17 protein-coding genes are annotated in these 17,921 nt (G+C 64.3%); 5 read left to right on the top strand and 12 right to left on the bottom strand.

Features of this window, described 5'->3' with window-relative positions:
• Window positions 1-64 precede the first annotated feature (64 nt).
• Genes AC1RT2_RS25285 through AC1RT2_RS25320 form a run of 8 tightly spaced genes read right to left on the bottom strand, consistent with a single transcriptional unit; the run spans window position 65 to window position 8,442 of the window.
• Window positions 65-853, bottom strand: coding sequence for an ABC transporter ATP-binding protein (locus AC1RT2_RS25285; protein WP_493106385.1), 789 nt, complete (start codon window positions 851-853; stop codon window positions 65-67).
• Window positions 850-1,803 carry an ABC transporter ATP-binding protein gene (locus AC1RT2_RS25290; RefSeq protein WP_493106387.1) on the bottom strand — a complete coding sequence of 318 codons (954 nt, stop codon included), beginning with the start codon at window positions 1,801-1,803 and terminating at the stop codon, window positions 850-852. The genes AC1RT2_RS25285 and AC1RT2_RS25290 overlap by 4 nt, the downstream gene beginning before the upstream one ends.
• Window positions 1,790-2,629, bottom strand: coding sequence for an ABC transporter permease (locus AC1RT2_RS25295; RefSeq protein ID WP_493106389.1), 840 nt, complete (start codon window positions 2,627-2,629; stop codon window positions 1,790-1,792). The genes AC1RT2_RS25290 and AC1RT2_RS25295 overlap by 14 nt, the downstream gene beginning before the upstream one ends.
• Entirely contained in the window at window positions 2,626-3,648 is a 1,023-nt protein-coding gene (locus AC1RT2_RS25300) for an ABC transporter permease (RefSeq protein ID WP_444801521.1), read from the bottom strand. The genes AC1RT2_RS25295 and AC1RT2_RS25300 overlap by 4 nt, the downstream gene beginning before the upstream one ends.
• An 18-nt stretch (window positions 3,649-3,666) precedes the next feature.
• Entirely contained in the window at window positions 3,667-5,232 is a 1,566-nt protein-coding gene (locus tag AC1RT2_RS25305; RefSeq protein WP_493106391.1) for an ABC transporter substrate-binding protein, read from the bottom strand.
• Between the two features lie 37 nt (window positions 5,233-5,269).
• A complete protein-coding gene (locus tag AC1RT2_RS25310; protein WP_493106393.1) occupies window positions 5,270-6,394 on the bottom strand; it encodes a DUF917 domain-containing protein in 1,125 nt (374 codons plus the stop codon).
• Window positions 6,391-7,935 carry a hydantoinase/oxoprolinase N-terminal domain-containing protein gene (locus AC1RT2_RS25315; RefSeq protein ID WP_493106395.1) on the bottom strand — a complete coding sequence of 515 codons (1,545 nt, stop codon included), beginning with the start codon at window positions 7,933-7,935 and terminating at the stop codon, window positions 6,391-6,393. Before AC1RT2_RS25315 ends, AC1RT2_RS25310 begins: the two co-directional genes overlap by 4 nt.
• A 3-nt stretch (window positions 7,936-7,938) precedes the next feature.
• The gene (locus AC1RT2_RS25320; protein WP_444801517.1) at window positions 7,939-8,442 is read right to left on the bottom strand and encodes an Lrp/AsnC family transcriptional regulator; all 504 of its coding nucleotides are present in this window, start codon (window positions 8,440-8,442) and stop codon (window positions 7,939-7,941) included.
• A gap of 118 nt (window positions 8,443-8,560) precedes the next feature.
• Here AC1RT2_RS25320 and AC1RT2_RS25325 point away from each other — a divergent pair, with 118 nt between their 5' ends.
• A complete protein-coding gene (locus AC1RT2_RS25325) occupies window positions 8,561-8,710 on the top strand; it encodes a hypothetical protein (protein ID WP_493106397.1) in 150 nt (49 codons plus the stop codon).
• Between the two features lie 81 nt (window positions 8,711-8,791).
• On the opposite strand, the gene AC1RT2_RS25330 is transcribed toward AC1RT2_RS25325, so the two are convergent.
• The 4 genes from AC1RT2_RS25330 to AC1RT2_RS25345 all read right to left on the bottom strand — a co-directional run bounded on the left by AC1RT2_RS25330 (window position 8,792) and on the right by AC1RT2_RS25345 (window position 13,293).
• Window positions 8,792-9,850: an SIS domain-containing protein gene (locus tag AC1RT2_RS25330; protein WP_493106399.1), complete on the bottom strand. Its 1,059-nt coding sequence runs from the start codon at window positions 9,848-9,850 to the stop codon at window positions 8,792-8,794.
• A gap of 10 nt (window positions 9,851-9,860) precedes the next feature.
• The gene (locus AC1RT2_RS25335) at window positions 9,861-10,829 is read right to left on the bottom strand and encodes an ROK family protein (protein WP_493106401.1); all 969 of its coding nucleotides are present in this window, start codon (window positions 10,827-10,829) and stop codon (window positions 9,861-9,863) included.
• 10 nt (window positions 10,830-10,839) lie between these two features.
• A complete protein-coding gene (locus tag AC1RT2_RS25340; RefSeq protein WP_493106403.1) occupies window positions 10,840-11,598 on the bottom strand; it encodes a GntR family transcriptional regulator in 759 nt (252 codons plus the stop codon).
• A 96-nt stretch (window positions 11,599-11,694) separates the two neighbouring features.
• On the bottom strand, window positions 11,695-13,293 hold the full coding sequence (locus tag AC1RT2_RS25345) for a choline dehydrogenase (RefSeq protein ID WP_493106405.1): 1,599 nt from the start codon (window positions 13,291-13,293) through the stop codon (window positions 11,695-11,697).
• A gap of 211 nt (window positions 13,294-13,504) precedes the next feature.
• Here AC1RT2_RS25345 and AC1RT2_RS25350 point away from each other — a divergent pair, with 211 nt between their 5' ends.
• From AC1RT2_RS25350 to AC1RT2_RS25365, 4 genes are all read left to right on the top strand, one after another.
• Window positions 13,505-14,836 (top strand): ABC transporter substrate-binding protein, encoded by a 1,332-nt coding sequence (locus AC1RT2_RS25350; protein ID WP_493106407.1) that lies wholly within the window; start codon window positions 13,505-13,507, stop codon window positions 14,834-14,836.
• A gap of 63 nt (window positions 14,837-14,899) precedes the next feature.
• Window positions 14,900-15,763: a carbohydrate ABC transporter permease gene (locus AC1RT2_RS25355; RefSeq protein WP_493106409.1), complete on the top strand. Its 864-nt coding sequence runs from the start codon at window positions 14,900-14,902 to the stop codon at window positions 15,761-15,763.
• A complete protein-coding gene (locus AC1RT2_RS25360) occupies window positions 15,760-16,587 on the top strand; it encodes a carbohydrate ABC transporter permease (protein ID WP_493106411.1) in 828 nt (275 codons plus the stop codon). The genes AC1RT2_RS25355 and AC1RT2_RS25360 overlap by 4 nt, the downstream gene beginning before the upstream one ends.
• A gap of 38 nt (window positions 16,588-16,625) precedes the next feature.
• Window positions 16,626-17,696 carry an ABC transporter ATP-binding protein gene (locus tag AC1RT2_RS25365; protein WP_493106413.1) on the top strand — a complete coding sequence of 357 codons (1,071 nt, stop codon included), beginning with the start codon at window positions 16,626-16,628 and terminating at the stop codon, window positions 17,694-17,696.
• Window positions 17,697-17,921: the final 225 nt, after the last annotated feature.

A 17,921-nucleotide genomic window follows, 5' to 3' on the forward strand; every position in this document is an offset into this window, starting at 1 on the left:
CGCCGCCGCCGATCGCGCCGTTCTCCCAGATTGCCGATTACTTCGGACCATCCGAACCATCCGATCAGCCAGCAGTTGTGTCGCGGCCGAAGGAGAGGAGCTCGCGGGTATAAGAATGGGTGGGTGCGCGGATGACCGCTTCGGTTCTGCCGAACTCGATGACATCGCCTCGGCGCATGACGAGGAGGGTATTGGAAATATGCGCGACGACCTTCAGGTTATGCGTGACGAAGAGCATCGAGAGGCCGCGGCTTGCCTTGAGGTCGGAGAGCAGATTGAGAATCTGTGCCTGCACGGAGACGTCGAGCGCGGAGGTCGGTTCATCGAGGATGAGGAGGCTCGGTTCGAGCGCCAGTGCCCGCGCGATCGCGACGCGCTGCGCCTGGCCGCCGGAGAGTTCGCGGGCGCGGCGGTCGAGGAAATCGACGGGAAGGCCGCAATCGGAGAGCACGGCGGCTATTTTCTCGCGCATGGCGGGGGACTTGCGCTGCCCGGCGGCCAGCATGGGTTCGGCAAGGATCTCGGCGATGGTCAGCCGTGGGCTCAGCGACAGGAAGGGGTTTTGCGAGACGACGCCGATCTTCTGGCGGGCCTGGCGAAGCGCGTCGCCTTTGAGTGCGAGCCAGTCCTGCCCGTCGAGGCGCACGGCGCCGCTTTCCACCGGTAGCAGCCGGAGGATGGCGCGCAGCAGGCTCGTCTTGCCTGAGCCGCTCTCGCCGACAATGCCGAGCGTTTCCCCCCTGGTGAGCCGAAAACTTGCACCATTGACGGCGGGTTTCGGGCGCGGGGCGAACAGGCCGGCGCGGTAGCGGATGACGAGATTGTCGATATCGAGCATCGGGGCAGCCGTCATGCCGCATCCTCCGGCAGGTGGCAAAGCCAGCGATGGGTGGTACGGCTGCGCTCGGGCGGTGATGTGGTCGCGCAGACGGGCATGGCCTGCGGACAGCGTGGGGCGAAGGCACAGCCGGCAATGCGGGAGCGCGGCGGCGGGATGGAACCGTCGATGGCGGCAAGGCGTGCGCCGTGTGGCCCGGCATCCGGCAGGGCAGCGAGCAACGCGCGCGTATAGGGATGGCCGGGGCGCTGCAGCACGTCCCCGACCGGGCCGGTCTCAACGGAACGGCCAGCATACAGCACCGTGGCGCGGTCGCAGGCCTCGGCGATTACGTCCATGTCGTGGGTGATCATCAGCACGGTCAGCCCGCGCTCGGTCACCAGCCGTCGCAGCAAGGCCAGAACCTGTGCGCCGACGGAGACGTCGAGCGCGGTGGTCGGCTCGTCAGCGATGAGGAAGTCGGCGCCGGTCGCGAGCGCCTGGGCGATGACCACGCGCTGCTGCATGCCGCCGGAGAGCAGGTGCGGGTAGCTTTTCAGCACCTTCTGCGGATCGGGAAGGCCGGTCGCGGCGAGCAGGGCTGCGGCTTCCGCGTGGCGGGCCTGCCGCGGCAGGTCGCGGTGCGCGCGCAACACGTCGTCCATCTGGCGGGCGATGCTGAGAACGGGGTTGAGCGCGGCGGCGGGGTCCTGCGAGATCAGGCCGATCCGCCGGCCGCGCAGCCGTGCCGCGTTCTCGCGCAGGTCTTCACCATCGAAATGGAAGCGGTCAGCGGTGATGCGGGCGCCCTGCGGTACCAGGTCCAGCATCGCCATGCCTGTCATGGTCTTGCCGCAGCCGGATTCGCCGATCACGCCATGAATTTCGCCGCGTGCGATTTGAAGGTCGACCGAGCGCACGGCATGCACGTCGCCTTCCGGTGTCGGAATGCTGACGGCGAGGTTGCTGACGTCAAGCAGGGTCACGGGCCGGCCCTCCCTTGCGCTCGCGCAGTGCATCGCCGAGCACGCTGAAGGCGAGCGCGATGATGAAGATCGTCATGCCGGGCATGGCGGAGTACCACCAGCGCGCGGGGAAGAATTTTCGGCCCGCATCGACCATCTGGCCCCAGTCGGCGGTCGGCGGCAACACGCCGAGGCCGAGGAAGGAGAGGGCGGCGGCGGTGAGCAGCGCCGGGCCGACGTCGAGCGCGGCCTGCACCGTCAAAGGGCGAGCGGTCGCCGGCAGGATATGGCGGATGATGATGCGCGGATGCGATACGCCGGCAAGACGCGCGGCCTCGACATAGGGCTGGCCGCGCAGCACCAGCACTTCGGCGCGGGCAAGCCGTGCATACCAAGGCCACCAGGTCACGGCGACGGCGATAATGCTGTTGAGGAAGCCTGGCCCGAGTGCGGCGGCCATCAGCACGGCGAGCAGCAGGGCGGGAAAGGCGAGGAAGACGTCGGTGATGCGCATCAGCGCCTCGTCCACCCAGCCGCCGAAATAGCCAGCAGCAAGGCCGACCGGAAGGCCGATGAGCAGAGAGAAGGCGACGATCAGCATTCCGTTCGTCAGCGACACGCGCGCGCCGTAGATGATGCGGCTCAGGATATCGCGGCCGAGATGATCGGTGCCGAGCCAGTAATCGGCCGAGGGCGGGGAGAGCTTGGCCACCACGTTCGGCGCACCGGCGCCCTGCGCCGGATAGGGCGCGCTCCAAGGTGCAAAGACCGCGACGAGCACGAAGAGAAGGATGATCGCAAGGGCGATGGTGCCGGGCCAGCCGAGACGGTGAACGAGCTTCTTCATGACAGCGCCACCCGCGGGTCGACCAGCGCCTGGGCGATGTCGATCAGGAGGTTCATCACCACGTAACAGATCGTCACGACCATGGTGACGGCGGCGATGACCGGGAAATCCTTGGCGAGGATGGCTTCCGAGACATAGCGGCCGAGACCGGGCCAGGCGAAGATGATCTCGACCAGAACCGCGCCGGTCAGCGCATAGGCGAAGGAAAGCCCGATCACCGTCAAGGCCGGCCCCATGGCATTGGGCAATGCGTGGCCGAACAGGATGCGCGGTTCGGAAAGGCCAAGGGCGCGTGCGGCGACGACATGACGGCGTTCCAGGATTTCGATCATCGCCGAGCGCGTCAGCCGCATGGCGACGCCGGCCGGATAGGAGGCGAGCGTCAGCGCCGGCAGGATCAGATGGGTCAGCGCATTGCCGAAGGCATCGAGGCGGCCTGCGAGAAGCGCATCGATCATGTTGAACCCGGTCACCATCGGCAGCGGCGCGGAGATGGAGATTTCACGCGACAGACGCCCGGAGAGCGGCAGGATGCCTAACCATTGCGAAAAGACGAGTTGCAGGATCATGGCGAGGAAGAAGGTCGGCATGGCAACGGCCGCAATGGAGCCGAAACTGCCGACTTTATCCGGCCATCGGCCCTGCCGCGCGGCGGCGAGCACGCCGAGCGGTATCCCAATGATCAGCGCCAGGCCCGTGGAGAAGACCGCGAGCTCCAGCGTGGCGGGAAGATAGGCCCGAAGGTCCTCGGCGATCAGCCGGCGCGATTTGTAGGAAATGCCGAAATCGCCCGTCGCCATGGCCGTCGCGAATGTGGCGAAGCGGGCGGGCAGCGGCGCGTCGAGATTGAGCTCCTGACGCGCCTTTTCGATCTGCTCGGCGGTGGGCCGCGGGCCGGCATAGAGTGCCGCGGGGTCCGACGGAACGACCTGCGCCACCACGAAGACCAGAAAGGTCACACCCACCACCACGAAGGCGGAGAGCGTCACGCGGCGCAGGATGTAGCGGAGGAGTTCCATCAGACCGCCACGCGCCTCTTACCGGCTCAGTTCGTTGATGAGGGCGACGTGTCCGTAGGCGGGATTGTCGGCGTAGCCCTTGATGTCGGAGCGGATGATGTGAACGTTGGGCTGGTCCAGCATGAAGACGGCCGCCGCATCCTCGATCACCTTGCGCTGCGCCTCGATGAACAGGGCTTCGGCGCGCGGGCGGTCGGTGCCCGAAAGCTTCGCCGCTTCGTCGATCTTGGCGTCCACGTCCGGGTTGGAGTAGTAGCCGAGGTTGAAGTTCGGCTTCTCTTCGGTGTGGAACAGGTTGAAAAGATAGTCGTAGGGGGTGACGAAGGTCGGCCACCAGAACATGACGAAAATATCCTGGGCGGCTTCCGGGTTCGACTTGCCGAGCTGCCACTGGGCTTCCCAGGCCATTGGCTGAAGCGTCAGATTGATGCCGAGCGTTTCCAGATTGGCCTTCCAGAGTTCGCCGGCGACGGCCTCGATCGCCTGGGACGTCGAATAGGTCATCACCAGTTCGAGACCCGGTTCGATGCCTTCCTCGGCGAGAAGCGCCTTGGCCGCTTCGAGATCGGTCTTCGGGATCGGCGCGTTGGCGTCATGGCCCCAGATACCGGCGGGCACCACGCCCTTGGCGCGCGTGGCGAAACCGCTCGTGCCGGCGGAAATTACATCGTCATAGGGGAAGGCGAGCGACAGGGCCTGGCGCACCTTGATCTTGTCGAGCGGTGCGCGCTTGACGTTGTAGAGGCCGAACAGTGTTTCGAAGGACGGGTTGACCACCACGTTGAGGTCGGGATTGGACTTCAGCGCTTCGAGGTTTTCATAGGGAAGGCTGTAGGTCCAGTCGGCCTGGCCGCTTTCGATCATGTTCTGGGCAAGTGTCGTGTCCTCGGTGATTTCGAAGGAGACTGTCTGGAAGGCGCCGTCCGGCACCTTGCCCCAATAGCCTTCCGCGCGGTCGAGAACGGCGCGCTGGCCGGGCTCGTAGCGCGAAATCTTGAACGCGCCGGTTCCGGCATCGTTGCCGGCGTTGAACCAGGCGGCGTCCTTGTCGTGCGAGGCAGGCGCATAGATCCAGGCGGCGAAGCCGGCCGAGGCGATGAGGTCGAGCGGTTGCGGCTCGGAGAGCACGAAGACCACCTTCAGCGGCTCGGGCGTTTCGATGGACGTGACGGGTCCCCAGATGAAGGAGGCGCCGCCGCCGATCTTCTTCGTGCGTTCGATGGAGCCCTTCACGGCCTGCGCGGTGAGCGGCGTGCCGTCGTGGAATTTCACGCCGTCGCGCAGGATGAAGGTCCAGGTCTTGCCATCGGCGCTGACCTCCCAGGCGGTGGCGAGCAGCGGTTCGATCTTCGCCTCGCCGGCGTCGGTCGCCGGGATGTAGCGTGTCAGGCCTTCATAGACATTGGCGAGCACCGCGCCATCGTTCGAGAACGAGGTCGCGGGGTCGAGGTCGGGGAAGCTCGTCGGGTAGGCGAGCGTGAAGATGCTGCCGGTGCCTTGTGCCATCGCAAAATTCCAGCGCGAGGTGGCGGCGGTGGCAAGGGCCGCAAGCGCGGCGGTTTTCAGAAAATTACGGCGGTTCATGTCGGGCTCCCAGTGGATTGGTCGTGAGGGCGGACGATCAGGCGTCTTCTTCTTCATAGTGCGGCACGGCAGGCGCATCGGCGGATACGCCCATCGGGACAAAGTCGAAATCATAGCCGAAGGCGCGCGGGCCGACGGAGGCGAGCGCGATCTCGCTGCGCAGCAGAACCGGCGCGGGCATGGAGAGCACGTCGATGCGCAGGCCGTAGCGTAGCTCCTCGGTGCCGATGGCGCGGCCGGTCTCCGAATCCACGATGCAGATCAGGTCCGGTACCATGGTGATGATGTTCTCGCCTTCGCGGGCGATCAGGTATTCGTTCTGGATCTCGATGGCGATCGTACGCCCATTGTCTTGGTCGAGCCCGGCAACGGTGAGCGTTCCGCGATTGAAGCCGGCGGCGATGCGCCGGCTGATATCGGTGACCTTGCCGCGCATCAGGCGCACGCCGCCCGATTGCTTCAGGATCGCGTCCACCGGATCCGCCTTGGCGGCACGGGCATTCAGCACCGCATCACCGAGGTTCCACGCTTGGCTGGTGGTGTGCGGCACGCCGAAGCGGCGCACGAATTCGCCCGACATCGGCGCGGTCGTCATCAGCGCTGTACATCCCATGGCGATGGTGCTGGCGCGCAGCAGCTTTTCAAGCATCTTCGGCGTGGTGGCCTCGGTGACGATCAGAACATTGCCGTCCGCGTCGGCCAGCGCTGCCGGTTGCACCGGCTGGCCGTGGATGAAGAAGGTTGTCATCTGCACTTCCGGGAAGGCGCGGCCCATGCCGTCGGCATCCACCACCGGCAGGTCGACCATTGCGGCCGTCAGCATGGGCGAAAGCCCGTTGCCGCCGCCTACTTCGTCGCCGAGCAACGCATCGACCTTGCGGCCCATATGGTGCTCGAGCGCGTGGAGAAGCCGCACGCCTTCGGCACCCTCGGCAATCTTCTCGATCCCGACGGTCGGCGCGCCGATGCCGCCGATGCCGATGATCTGCGCATCGGGATCCATGTCGGCCGGGCGCACCATGCGGATGCGCTTGCCCTCACGCAACAGCGCCTTGGCGCGCAGCGACGCATGATACGTGCTGCCGCCGCCGCCAGTGCCCAGAATGCCGCAGCCGATGGCGATGCGGTCGATATCCGCTTCGGTGAGCGTCCAGTACTTCATGCCCTGAGGTCTCCAATCACTTTCGCAGCGACGCGAACGGCATTGCCGGGCAGATAGGCCAGCGGCGTTTCCTCGATTTCGGCAAGCGTCGTCGTTTCGGCATCGGCGCCGGCCTCGACGGCACGGGCGCGCGCTTCGGCGATGATGGATTCAAGCGCGATCTCGCGCGTGGTGCCTTCCAGCGAAACCACGCTGTCCACCTCGCCAGAGACCTGCGCGATGGCCGCGCCGATCGCATTGGCCGAACCGAAATGATCGGGCTTCAGCGAGACGGACGTGCCGTTCAGCAGCCCCTCGACCAGCACGGACCCGCCGCCGACGAGGATGGCGGGGATCGGGTCGGCGCTCGGCTTCATCCGGTCCAGCACCGTCTCGATGCTGGCCTTCATCTGCGCCAGCATCTGCCGGGCGAATTCCGGCGTGATGTGCCTGAGACGGCTGCGATCTCCAAGGTCGACGAGGCCCGCGGCAACCGCGATGTCGGTCGCCGTCAGCGTATCGCCGCCGAAGCAGAGAGCCTTTTCCGGCAGGCGGAAGCCGACCGAATCCGGTCCGATGGTCGCGTCTGCGCCGGGGCGCACGATGCTGCCGCCGCCTAGGCCGAAGGAGTAGACATCCGGCACGCGGAAATTGGTCGGCACGCCGCCGATCATCGCACCTTCGCTGCGGGTGCGCGGGAAGCCGGCGACGAGCATGCCGATATCGGTGGTGGTGCCGCCGATATCGATGACGGCGGCATCGCTGAGACCGGTTAGGAACGCGGCGCCGCGCATCGAGTTGGTCGGGCCGGAGGCAATGGTGAAGACGGGATAACGCTCGGCAAAGTCCGCCGCCATCAGCGTTCCGTCGTTCTGCGTCAGGTAGAGCGGGCAGGCGAGGCCGAGCGCGGCGAAGGCCGAACGGAAGGCGCCGACGGTTTCCCGGCCGAGCGTGTGGAGGCTCGCATTGAGGATCGTCGCACTCTCACGCGGCAGGAGACCGGTGCGGCCCACGCGGTGCGACAGGCTGATCGCCGCGCCTGGGATTTCTTCGGCGACGATTTCCGCCGCTTCGTTTTCCATGCGCGGATCGACCAGCGCGAAGACGGAGCAGATCGCAATCGCCGAGATGCCACGGGCGCGCCAGTCGCGGCAGGCTGCACGAACGGCGTCGATATCGAGCGGCGCGATTTCGGAACCGTCATAGTTCACGCCGCCGCCCACCATGGCCGCGCCGCCATCGACGATCGGGCGCAGGGTGTCGGGCCAATCGATCATCGGCGGAAGCGAGCGTGTCGCGGCCCCACAGAGCCGAAGGATGCCGACCTTTTCCAAATGCCGACCTTCCACGACGGCGTTGAGGAAATGCGTCGTGCCGATCATCACCCCGTTGACGGAGGTCGCGGCGACGTCCGCCTGCGAAAGCACCGTGCGGATTGCCGCACTGACGCCCGAGGTCACGTCCGCCGTGGTCGAGGATTTCACCGTTGCCAGAACCTCGGTGCCGCGCAGCAGCGCCGCATCCGTATTGGTTCCGCCTACATCCACCCCAATGCGCAGCATGGGTTACCCTTTCTTCTTACCGCCGAGGTCCGTACCGCGGCTGATCGCCGTCGTCCTCGTGCCGAATACCTTGTAGAGCCGCAGGACGACCGAGCTCGTCACGCGCTTGACGCCGGGCAGCTTGCCCAGTTCCTGGTCGATGAAGTCGAGAAGTGCTGCATGATCGGACACGAAGAGCGAGGCGCTGAGATTCGCCGTGCCGCTGGTTGCGGCGAGATAACCGATCTCGTCATATTCGGCGAGCAGGATGGCCACTTCCTCCAGCTTGCCCTGCTCGACCTCGATCAGCAGTTCGACCTGAACATCGCGGCCGAGCGCCACCGGATCAGGAATGGCGCCGATGACAATCATCTTGGCCTGCAAAAGCCCGGCAATGCGGTTGCGGATCGTGCGTTCCGATACGCTGCCGATCCGGCCAGCGATTTCGGCGGCCGAAAGGCGCCCGTCTTCGGTAAGATAACCGATGATCTCGCGATCCAGTTCGTCAAGCAGGTAGCGCTGCGTCATTACCGGTTCCCTATCGGCTTCATTAGGGCCAGTAAATTTCCGAAACGGAATTATGTCAAGAATAGTTCAGCCAGATAGGGCTTGTATTGCCAAAAATTTCCCGGTTACGGGATTTTGGGTGCTGAAAATTGCCGAATCGGAAGTTTCGATCACGGGTCTGCTTGCCGAAACGGACATTCCCGACGAAATCGTCACCGTCGATGAGCTGGCGCACACGAAAGCAGCCGTCCACGAACCGAAGGGTCGCCGACAGCCCCCGAGCGAATGAGTTGAACGGCGCTCGATTCCTGCCAAGGCCTGCAACACAGGAGCCGTCGACCCAACTCAGCTGGGCCGACGTGGGCCACCATTATTCGATGACGGTAATCTTCGAGCCGTTGAGGAATTTTGCGGGCTCGAAGCCGCGCGCAAGGGCCATCGGGACCATCAAAAGCTGGATTGGCAGGATTTCCAGCACGGGCAGGAGCCCCTCGGCCACCGTGGGCAGAGACAGGGCCGGTCCGCTCCCGGCATAGACCGTCGCCGTGCTCTCGGGGGCGACGACAAGGCAGCGGCCGCCGAAGCGGGCGATGTCGGAGGCGGTCTTCAGGTTGAGGTCGAGCGTTGCGCCGGGACCGCCGAGGAAGAGCATGCTGCGGAAGCCTTCGCGCACCAGCTCCAGCGGACCGTGACGAAATTGACCGCCGGAAAGGGCCTGCGTCGGTGCTTTCGCTGCCTCCGCCGTCACCAGCGCAGCCATCATGGCACTGGCATAGCTTCCACCGCGGCCGATGAAGGTCAGGGGCATATCGTGGCCGAGGAAGGCCAGCATGTCGTCCAGTTTCGCGGGCAGGGTGGTAAGAAGCGTATCGACGGCGTCGGCGAGCGCGGCGATTTCTTCGCCGAGCGTATCGCCATCACCGGTCAGCAGCCGCTCAAGGATGTAGAGGGCGGCAAGCCCGGCGGTATAGGTCTTGGTCGAAACGGTCTGCTCGGGGCCGACCTCCGTCGCCAGCGCCAGCGAGGCCCAACGTGCCAGGGTGTTGTCGCGGGTGTTGGTGATCGCGACCCGGATATCGGCGCCTGTATCCAGTTCCGTCATACGGCACAGTTCGACGCTTTCGCCCGATTGCGAGATGGCAACGATTGCGGTGCCCGAACGCAAGAGCGCCGGTGCTTGTTGGATCAGCTCCGACGTATCCCAAAGCGAGACCGGGACCGGTAGCGACTGGCTGAGCCTCAGCCAGGTGCCGTAGGCGCTGAACAGGGAGCCACCCATGCCGGTGAGAATGACATGCCGCACGTCTCCCTTGTCGATCGCGGTGCGGATCGCCTGGACCTCGGCAATCAGGCCCGGCGTGATGAGCTGGCCGAGCTTGCGGATGGCTGCCGGCTGTTCGGCGATTTCGTCGAGATAGGACTGGGACACGGAAACTCCATCATGGCTGGGGGGTGAGAAAGATTTGCGCGGCCGCGCCGACAATGCCGGCATCGTTGCCGAGCGAAGCGAGGGAGAAGCGCACTGGTGCGAGATACATGTCGAGACCGCAGAGCCGGGCTTCCTGTTCGAGCGGCGCCAGCAGCAGATCGCCGGCAGCACTCAGTCCGCCGCCAAGCAGGATGACATCCGGTGCGAAAATCTGCGCCCAGGTCGCCGCGCCACGGCCGAGCCAGCGTCCGACATCGGCGAGCATCGCTTTCGCAGCCGTATCGCCTTCGAGCGCCAGAACCACGACATCCGACGCATCGGCCTCCCGGCCGAGATCGCGCGCCCTTTTGGCGAGGGGGCTGTCCGGGGCCTCGGCGCAGTAGAGCCGTGCGATACCGTTCAAGGCATCACCAGAGGCTAGCGATTCCAGGCAGCCGACGCAGCCTTGCCGGCAGGGCCGGCCTTCGCTGCCATGGATGATGAGCTGCCCGGCGTTGCCGAGGCCTCCGCCCGAGGTGATGAAGGGCCTTCCATCGATGGTGAGTGCCACGCCGATGCCGGTGCCGGCCGCGATCAACAGGAGGCGTCGGGCGTGCTTGTCCTTGCCGAACATCGCTTCTGCCAGGCCGGCCGCGGTCCCGTCGTTTTCCATCCGGGCGGGGAGGGAGAACAGTTCGCCGATACGCTCGGCTAATGGAAAATCGTCGAGGGCGGGGATGTTGCCGAGATCGCCGGACAGATTGTCCGGATGGATGCGCCCCGGAAAGCCGATGCCGATGCCCAGCGGCTTAACCTGCGGACGTGCGGCCAGGATGTCGCGGATCGTTTTCGCATAGTGCTCGACGATGGCATCAGCGCTGTCGGCATCGTCGATGACGACGCGGCGGCGCTCGATGATCCCGCCCGCAGCCGAGACAAGACCGATCTTGGTGCTACCGCCGCCGATATCCACGCCGATTGCGAAATCCTGTTGCGACACGGACCTGCTCCTAGAGGCGATAGCGGTTGACGTTGAGCATGAAGCCATCGCCCTTATAGACAGACTTCACATATTCGACGGCCTGGTCGGTGTCGGTGACGGTCACGCGCCAGACGATCAGGATGGGTGCGCCGAGTTCGATACGAAGATGGGCAGCTTCCTCGGCTGTTGCGGCTGCCGGTTCGAACAGCGCATCGGTCCAGGTGGGAACGATGCCCCAGGTCGCCGTCATTTCTGCATAGAGGGAGGCGCCTTCGAACATCGCCCGGGTTGCCGAGGGATAGAGCGCCATCGGCAGGTAGGCATCTTCCAGGGCAACTGGATCACCATCGATCGAGCGTACACGACGCAGGAAGATGAAGTCCGGCTTGCTCTCGCCTTCCGTCTGAAGGTGCTTGCGGAAGGCGGGTGACAGCGGCTGCTTCTCCTCATAAGCGACGATCGCCGATCCCGGCTCGCCGCCGAACTTGCGTACTTCCGTCGTGAAGCTGTGGAAGCCCGAGACGCCTCGCATGCGGGATGAGGTGCTGAAATAACCACGGCCATGTTCGCTGTAGATGACGCCGCGCGTTTCCAGTTGCTTCAGGGCCTGGCGGATGGTGACGCGGGAAACGCCGAACTCGCGTGACAGCTCGCCTTCCGAGGGCAGCGCGAAATGCGCGCCGTTGCGCGATTTCACCTCGGTATCGAGGATTTCGGCGACCTGCACATACATGGGCACGGCGCCGCTCTTGCGGATCGGTTTCTTCTTCAACCAGGTTTCGGTCATCGGTTTTTTCTCCTCTTCAAGGGCATCGAACGCATAGTCTCTAACATGTCGAGACAAGTGAGCAAGGATGCCGCCTGTGGAGCCCGCCTTTCTGGGTCAGCCGCGCGTCATGGTCGCGGCGATCTTTTCCGCAGCCATGATGATCGGAGCATTGATGTTGGCCGAGGGAACGCGCGGCAGGATGGAGCCGTCGACGATACGCAGTTTCTCCAGCCCATGTACCCGGCCGGCGGAATCGGTGACGGCAAGGTCGTCCACGCCCATGCGGCAGGTGCTGGTCGGGTGGTGCTCGGTGTTGGCGACGGTGCGCAGCCAGGCCTCGATTTCGGCATCGGAGGCGGTGCGCTCCGGCGTATCGACGGCGTTGCCTTTATAGCGTGACCAAGCGGACTGGTTTGCCATGTCCAGCGTCTTGCGGATGCCATCGACCATCTCAACCGTATCGCGCCGATCGGTGAGATAGTTGAAGCGGATGGACGGCTTCGCGGCAGGATCGGCGGACTTGAGCGCGATCCGGCCGCGGCTGTAGGGCCGCATCTGGCTGACGAAATACTGGAAGCCGTCCGAAATCGTCACCTTGCCGGACTGGAAATCGGCGAGGAACGGCAGGAATTCGTGCTGCATGTTGAAATAGGGGACCGTTTCGCTGCTCTTGAAGAAAGCGCCGACCTCGAAGAAATTGGTCGCGCCGAGGCCGCGCTTGAACAGCAGCCACTCGACGCCGAGCTTGAGGCGGCCGACCATATTCAGCTGCCGGCGGATCGAGACGCCGCCGGGCGACGTGAAGCGCAGGGGTGCCACGACGTGGTCCTGCAGGTCCGCGCCCACGCCCGGCAGATCGGCGGTGCTGGCGATGCCGTGTTCCTTCAGCGCCGCGCGGTCACCGATGCCGGAGAGCATCAGGAGATGGGGCGAGCCGACCGTGCCGGCGGACAAGATGGTTTCGCGTGCGGCGCGGATCGTGGTCTTTTCGCCGCGGCGGGAGATCGTGACGCCGCTGGCGGTTCGGCCGTCGAGGAGGATCTTTTCCACCAGGCAGCCGGTCATCACGATCAGGTTCGGGCGGTGGCGCGCCGGGGCAAGATAAGCGAGGCTGGTGCTGCAGCGCACGCCATCGCGAATGGTTGCCTGGGTGATGTGGACACCGTCCTGGTTGCCGCTGTTGTAGTCACCTGCATCGCGCAGGCCGAATTCCTGACCGGCTGAAAGAAAGGCACGGTAGAGCGGGTGATCGGCCTTGCTGCGCACCACGCTGATCGGGCCGGAGCCGCCGCGCATGGGGTCAAGTCCGCCCTCGAAGCTCTCCATCTTCTTGAAAAAGGGCAGGCAATCGTCGAAATCCCAGCCTTCGACGCCGAGGTCACGCCAGCCGTCGTAGTCCTGCCGCGCGCCCCGGACATAGACCATGCCGTTGATGGAGGAGCTACCGCCGAGCCCGCGGCCGCGCGCTTGGCCGATGCTGCGGCCATGCAGTTCCGTTTCCGGCTCGCTCTCGAATTTCCAGTTGTAGCGGTCGCTTTCGATGGGGAAGGTCAACGCCGCCGGCATCTGGATGAAAATGCTGCGGTCGCTCGGGCCTGCTTCGAGCAGGCAGACCGAAACGGCCGGATCTTCCGTCAGGCGGCTGGCCAGCACGCAGCCCGCCGAACCGGCGCCGACGATGACATAGTCGAATTCCCGCGTGATCTTGCTCATCTCGTCCTCTTCGTGGCGGTTCTGCGCCGATAGTCTGGCCTGTCCTTCGATCCGGCGAAACTATCCGGTTCCGGCTTTCCTGCCGTTCGTCGCTTTCGTCCGGGCACTAGACAGCGTCTCAAGCCTGTGTTAGCTGGTCTTTAACATGTAGTAACAAGTTGTCAAGTGAACAACTTACTGCGTGTCACCAAAACCAACTGGGAGCAGACTTATGAAACGAAGGGGATTCATCACGCTGTCAGCCGCGTTCACGGCTTTCGCCCTGTCCACCAGCGCATTCGCGGTGGACTGGAAGCAGCAGTCCGGCCAGGAAATCACGGTGCTTCTGAGCGAGCATCCGTGGACGGCCGAGCTGCGCAAGCATGTCGGAGAGTTCGAGGCGGAGACCGGTATCAAGGCCAAGATCGATGCCTTTGCCGAAGATCTCTATTCGGATCGCATGAACCTCGCCGTTCGCTCGGCGGAATCGGTCGCTGACGTCTATATGATCCAGATGGACTCGGCACTCTATACGCAATGGGAAGCCGGCGTGGTGGAGCCGCTGACACCCTATCTCGAGGACGCCGCCAAGACGGATGCGGACTATAACCTTGGCGATTATCCGGAAGGGTTCCGCGCCGGTGCATCCTTCCCGGTCGGTGAAGCCAATCCACAGCTCTATGCGATCCCGATCTCCTTCGAGGCCTATACGCTGTTCTACAACAAGGAACTGGTCGAAAAGTACCTCGGCGGCAAGGTGCCGGCGACGATGGACGAGCTGATCACGGCCGCGGGCGAAATCAGTGCCAAGGGCGAAGGCAAAGTCTTCGGCGCTTCGATGCGTGGCAAGCGTTCGGCCGAGCTGGTCGATACCATGACCGGTATCGTGCTCGACGCATGGGGCAACGAACCGGCGAACCTTCCCTACAACATCTGGTTCGACGGCGACTGGTCGAAGCCGCGCTTCAATGATCCGCGCATCGCCAAGGGGCTTTCCTACTATGCCGGCCTCCTGAAGGCAGGCCCGCCAAGTGCGCTTTCCTATGGCTGGGAAGATGCAAGCCGCTTCTTCTCGCAGGGCAACGCCGCCTTCTTCGTCGATGCTTCGGTCTTCGGCCCGGGTTTCGAGGATGCGAAGAACTCGGCGATCGCCGGCAAGGTCGGTTATGCGCCGCTGCCCGCCTCCACCGGGGACATCGGCTATAGCGGCCATTGGTCCTGGGGCATCTCGATTGCCAAGAATTCCGGCAAGAAGGATGCGGCCTGGCTCTTCGTGCAGTGGGCGACGAACAAGAAGATGACCGCGGCCCTCGGTGTCGCGACCGGTGGCGCGCCGCGTGACTCGTCCTGGGCTGATGCCGACTACGTCAAGGCGCTCGATGCCGGCTATGTCGCGGCGGTGAAGGCCCAGATGCAGCACACGCGTCCCACATCCGTCTTTCGCCAGGGCTGGAACGACGTCGTTCTGCTGATCGTCGACGCCATCCACCAGATCTACCAGGGCACTGCGCCTGAGGATGCGGTGGCGGAACTCCAGACGAATGTTCAGGACACGCTCGAATAGGCCGTTTCCCGCGGGGCCGGCATGTCCGGCCCCATCTCTTCCAAAAGCAGGATCGTATCGACCATGCGCCGAGACAAACATATCCGTTGGCTGATTGCGCCGGCCTTGCTGCTGCTTGCCGCGGGAACGCTCTATCCGATCGTCTATTCCGGCTATCTCTCGCTACAGCAGTGGAACTGGGGTTCCGAGGCGAAGTTCGTCGGGCTCAGGAATTTCCAGCGTATCCTGTCCGGCAGCGGCTTCCCGAAGGCGCTGTTCAACACCTTCTATTTCGCGATCTTCGCCGTGGTGATCGAAACGCTGCTCGGCCTCGGCCTGGCGCTCGCCATCAACCGAGTGCGCATCGGCGCCGGCCTCATCCGCACGCTGATGATCCTGCCGCTGATGGTGTCGGGCATTGCGGTCTCGCTGATCTGGAAGGTCATGCTCGATCCGACGCTCGGTATCGTCAATTACCTGCTGTCGCTCGTCGGCATTACTGGTCCGGCCTGGCTTGGCACGGTGCCGACCGCCATGCCCTCGATCATCATGATCGATACTTGGTGGCAGACGGCCTTCACCTTCATCATCCTGTCCTCGGCGCTGAAAAGCCTGCCTGCCGAACCGTTCGAGGCGGCCCGGCTCGAGGGCGCGACACCCTTTCAGACCTTTCGCCACGTTACGCTGCCGATGCTGAAGCCGGTGCTGATCACCGTCATCATCTTCCGCACCATCGATACGCTGAAGGTCTTCGACATCATCTTCGGCACGACCGGCGGCGGCCCGCTCCGGGCGACGGAAAGCGTGCAGACGCTCGCCTACCAGACGGCCTTCAAATCCTACAAGTTCGGGGAGTCGGCGGCGATCGCGGTGGTCTTCTCGCTCATCATCCTCACCCTTTGCATCATCTATCTGGTGATCGATACCGACGACGGAGAAAAGGCATGAGTGCTTCGAGGTCTTTGCGCCGCGGGTTCTGGCCCTATGCGGTTGCCGTTGCGGCCGTTGCCGTATCGGTCTTCCCTATCTTCTGGATTCTGACGATCGCACTCAAGACGCGCGTCGATGCCTTCGCCATGCCGCCGGTCTGGTTTTTCTCGCCGGTCTGGGAGAATTTCGGCCGCGCTTGGTCCGCAACAGGTTTTTCCGGCGCGTTCTTCAACAGCCTGATCGTCTGTGCCATCGGCAATGTGCTGGCGCTCGCCGCGGGCATTCCTGCAGCCTACTATCTCAACAAGCGGCATGTGCCGGGGCGAAAGACGATCCTGATCTGGCTTTTGATTTCCTACATGTTGCCGGAGTTCCTGTTCATCGTGCCGATGTACGTGCTCTTCCAGAGTATCGGTCTCTACGACACGGTGATCGGGCTGGCGCTGATCTACCAGGTCTTCACGCTGCCCTTCACGATCTGGCTGCTGCGCGCCTTCTTTGCGGATATTCCGGAAGCGCTGGCCGAAGCCGCCCGCCTCGAAGGGGCGGGGACGTGGCGCATCATCTGGACGATCTACGTGCCGATCGCTGCACCCGGCATCGCCGCCACGGTCATCCTCAACAGCATCAAGATGTGGAACGAACTGACCATTGCGCTCGCGCTCACCTTCGAGAAGGCGCAGACCGTGACGCTCGCCGTTGCCGGTTTCCGTGGCTACGCCTCCATCGACTGGGGCGCGATGTCGGCCGCGTCCATCATCATCATCCTGCCGATGGCGCTGTTCGCCATCCTCGCCCAGCGCCGCATCGTCCAGGGGCTCAGCCTCGGCGCGGTCAAGTAAGCCGCAACACCCACCGGTCAATCAAGGAAACGAAAACCATGTCCGCTGTCTCCCTCCAGGGCATCGATATCTCCTACGGCTCGGTCGATGTCGTCCGCAATCTCGATCTCGATATCAAGTCCGGCGAGTTTGTCGTCTTCGTCGGGCCGTCCGGCTGCGGCAAGTCGACGACCCTGCGCCTGATCGCTGGGCTGGAGGAGGGCCGCTCCGGCCGCGTCTCCATCGGCGACCGTATCGTCAACGAGGTCGATCCGGCCAGGCGCGACGTCGCCATGGTGTTCCAGAACTACGCGCTGTTTCCGCATATGTCGGTCGCCGACAACATCTCCTTCGGCATGCGGCTGCGCGGCGAGGCGAAGGTGACGATCGCGGCGAGCGTTGCGGATGTGGCACGTATGGTCGGCCTGCAGGACCATCTGCACAAGCGGCCGGGCGCGCTTTCCGGCGGCCAGCGCCAGCGTGTGGCGCTCGCCCGCGCCATCGTGCGAAAGCCCGCCGTCTTCCTGTTTGACGAGCCGCTCTCCAATCTCGACGCTGAATTCCGCGCCGCCATGCGCTACGAGCTGAGCAAGCTGCACCGCGAACTCGGCTCAACCATGATCTATGTCACGCACGACCAGGTCGAGGCGATGACGATGGGCGACCGTATCGCGGTGCTGGCCCCCCTGAAGCAGGCGGGCCGTTCGAACCTCATGCAGTTCGGCACGCCGGAAGAGGTCTATCACCGCCCGGCCAATCTCTTCGTCGCCAAGTTTATCGGCTCGCCGCCGATGAATTTTTTCGATGGCCGGGCAGAGGGCGACAGCATCCGTATCGGCGGATTGAGCCTGCCGGGCGCTCGTCATCTTCCAACAGCGCTGACCGTCGGCATCCGCCCGGAGCATGTCCGCCTCGGTGCGGGCGACGGGCCGTCCATCGCCGGCACTGTTGAGGGCGTCGAAAATCTCGGGCACGAAAAGCTCTGGTTCCTCGCGACCGCGGAGGGACGGATCGTCGCCCGCACGTCGGACAACGCCGATCATCTCGTCGGGGAGACTGTCAGCGTTTATCTCGCGACCGACAAGCTGCACCTCTTCGACCGCGCGACGGGCGACAGAGTGGAGGTCTAGGGCCGGCGATGTTGCTCCATCGGCGCCGAACTGTCATCGTCTCTGCGGTCAATGCCTCCAGTCTGGGCGCGGCTAAAACCGCCGCTCCGTCCGAACAAGGCCGCATGCCGGCTCAGATTGGAGCGACAACGGCGAACATCGCAACAAGTTGTGGGATCATTGGTTCGATCCCCATCAAGCGTCGGGGTATGAATCAAGGTTACGCCGAAACTGGCGGCAGCGCTC

It is taken from the genome of Shinella sp. GW821-FHT11G07, assembly GCF_058808115.1.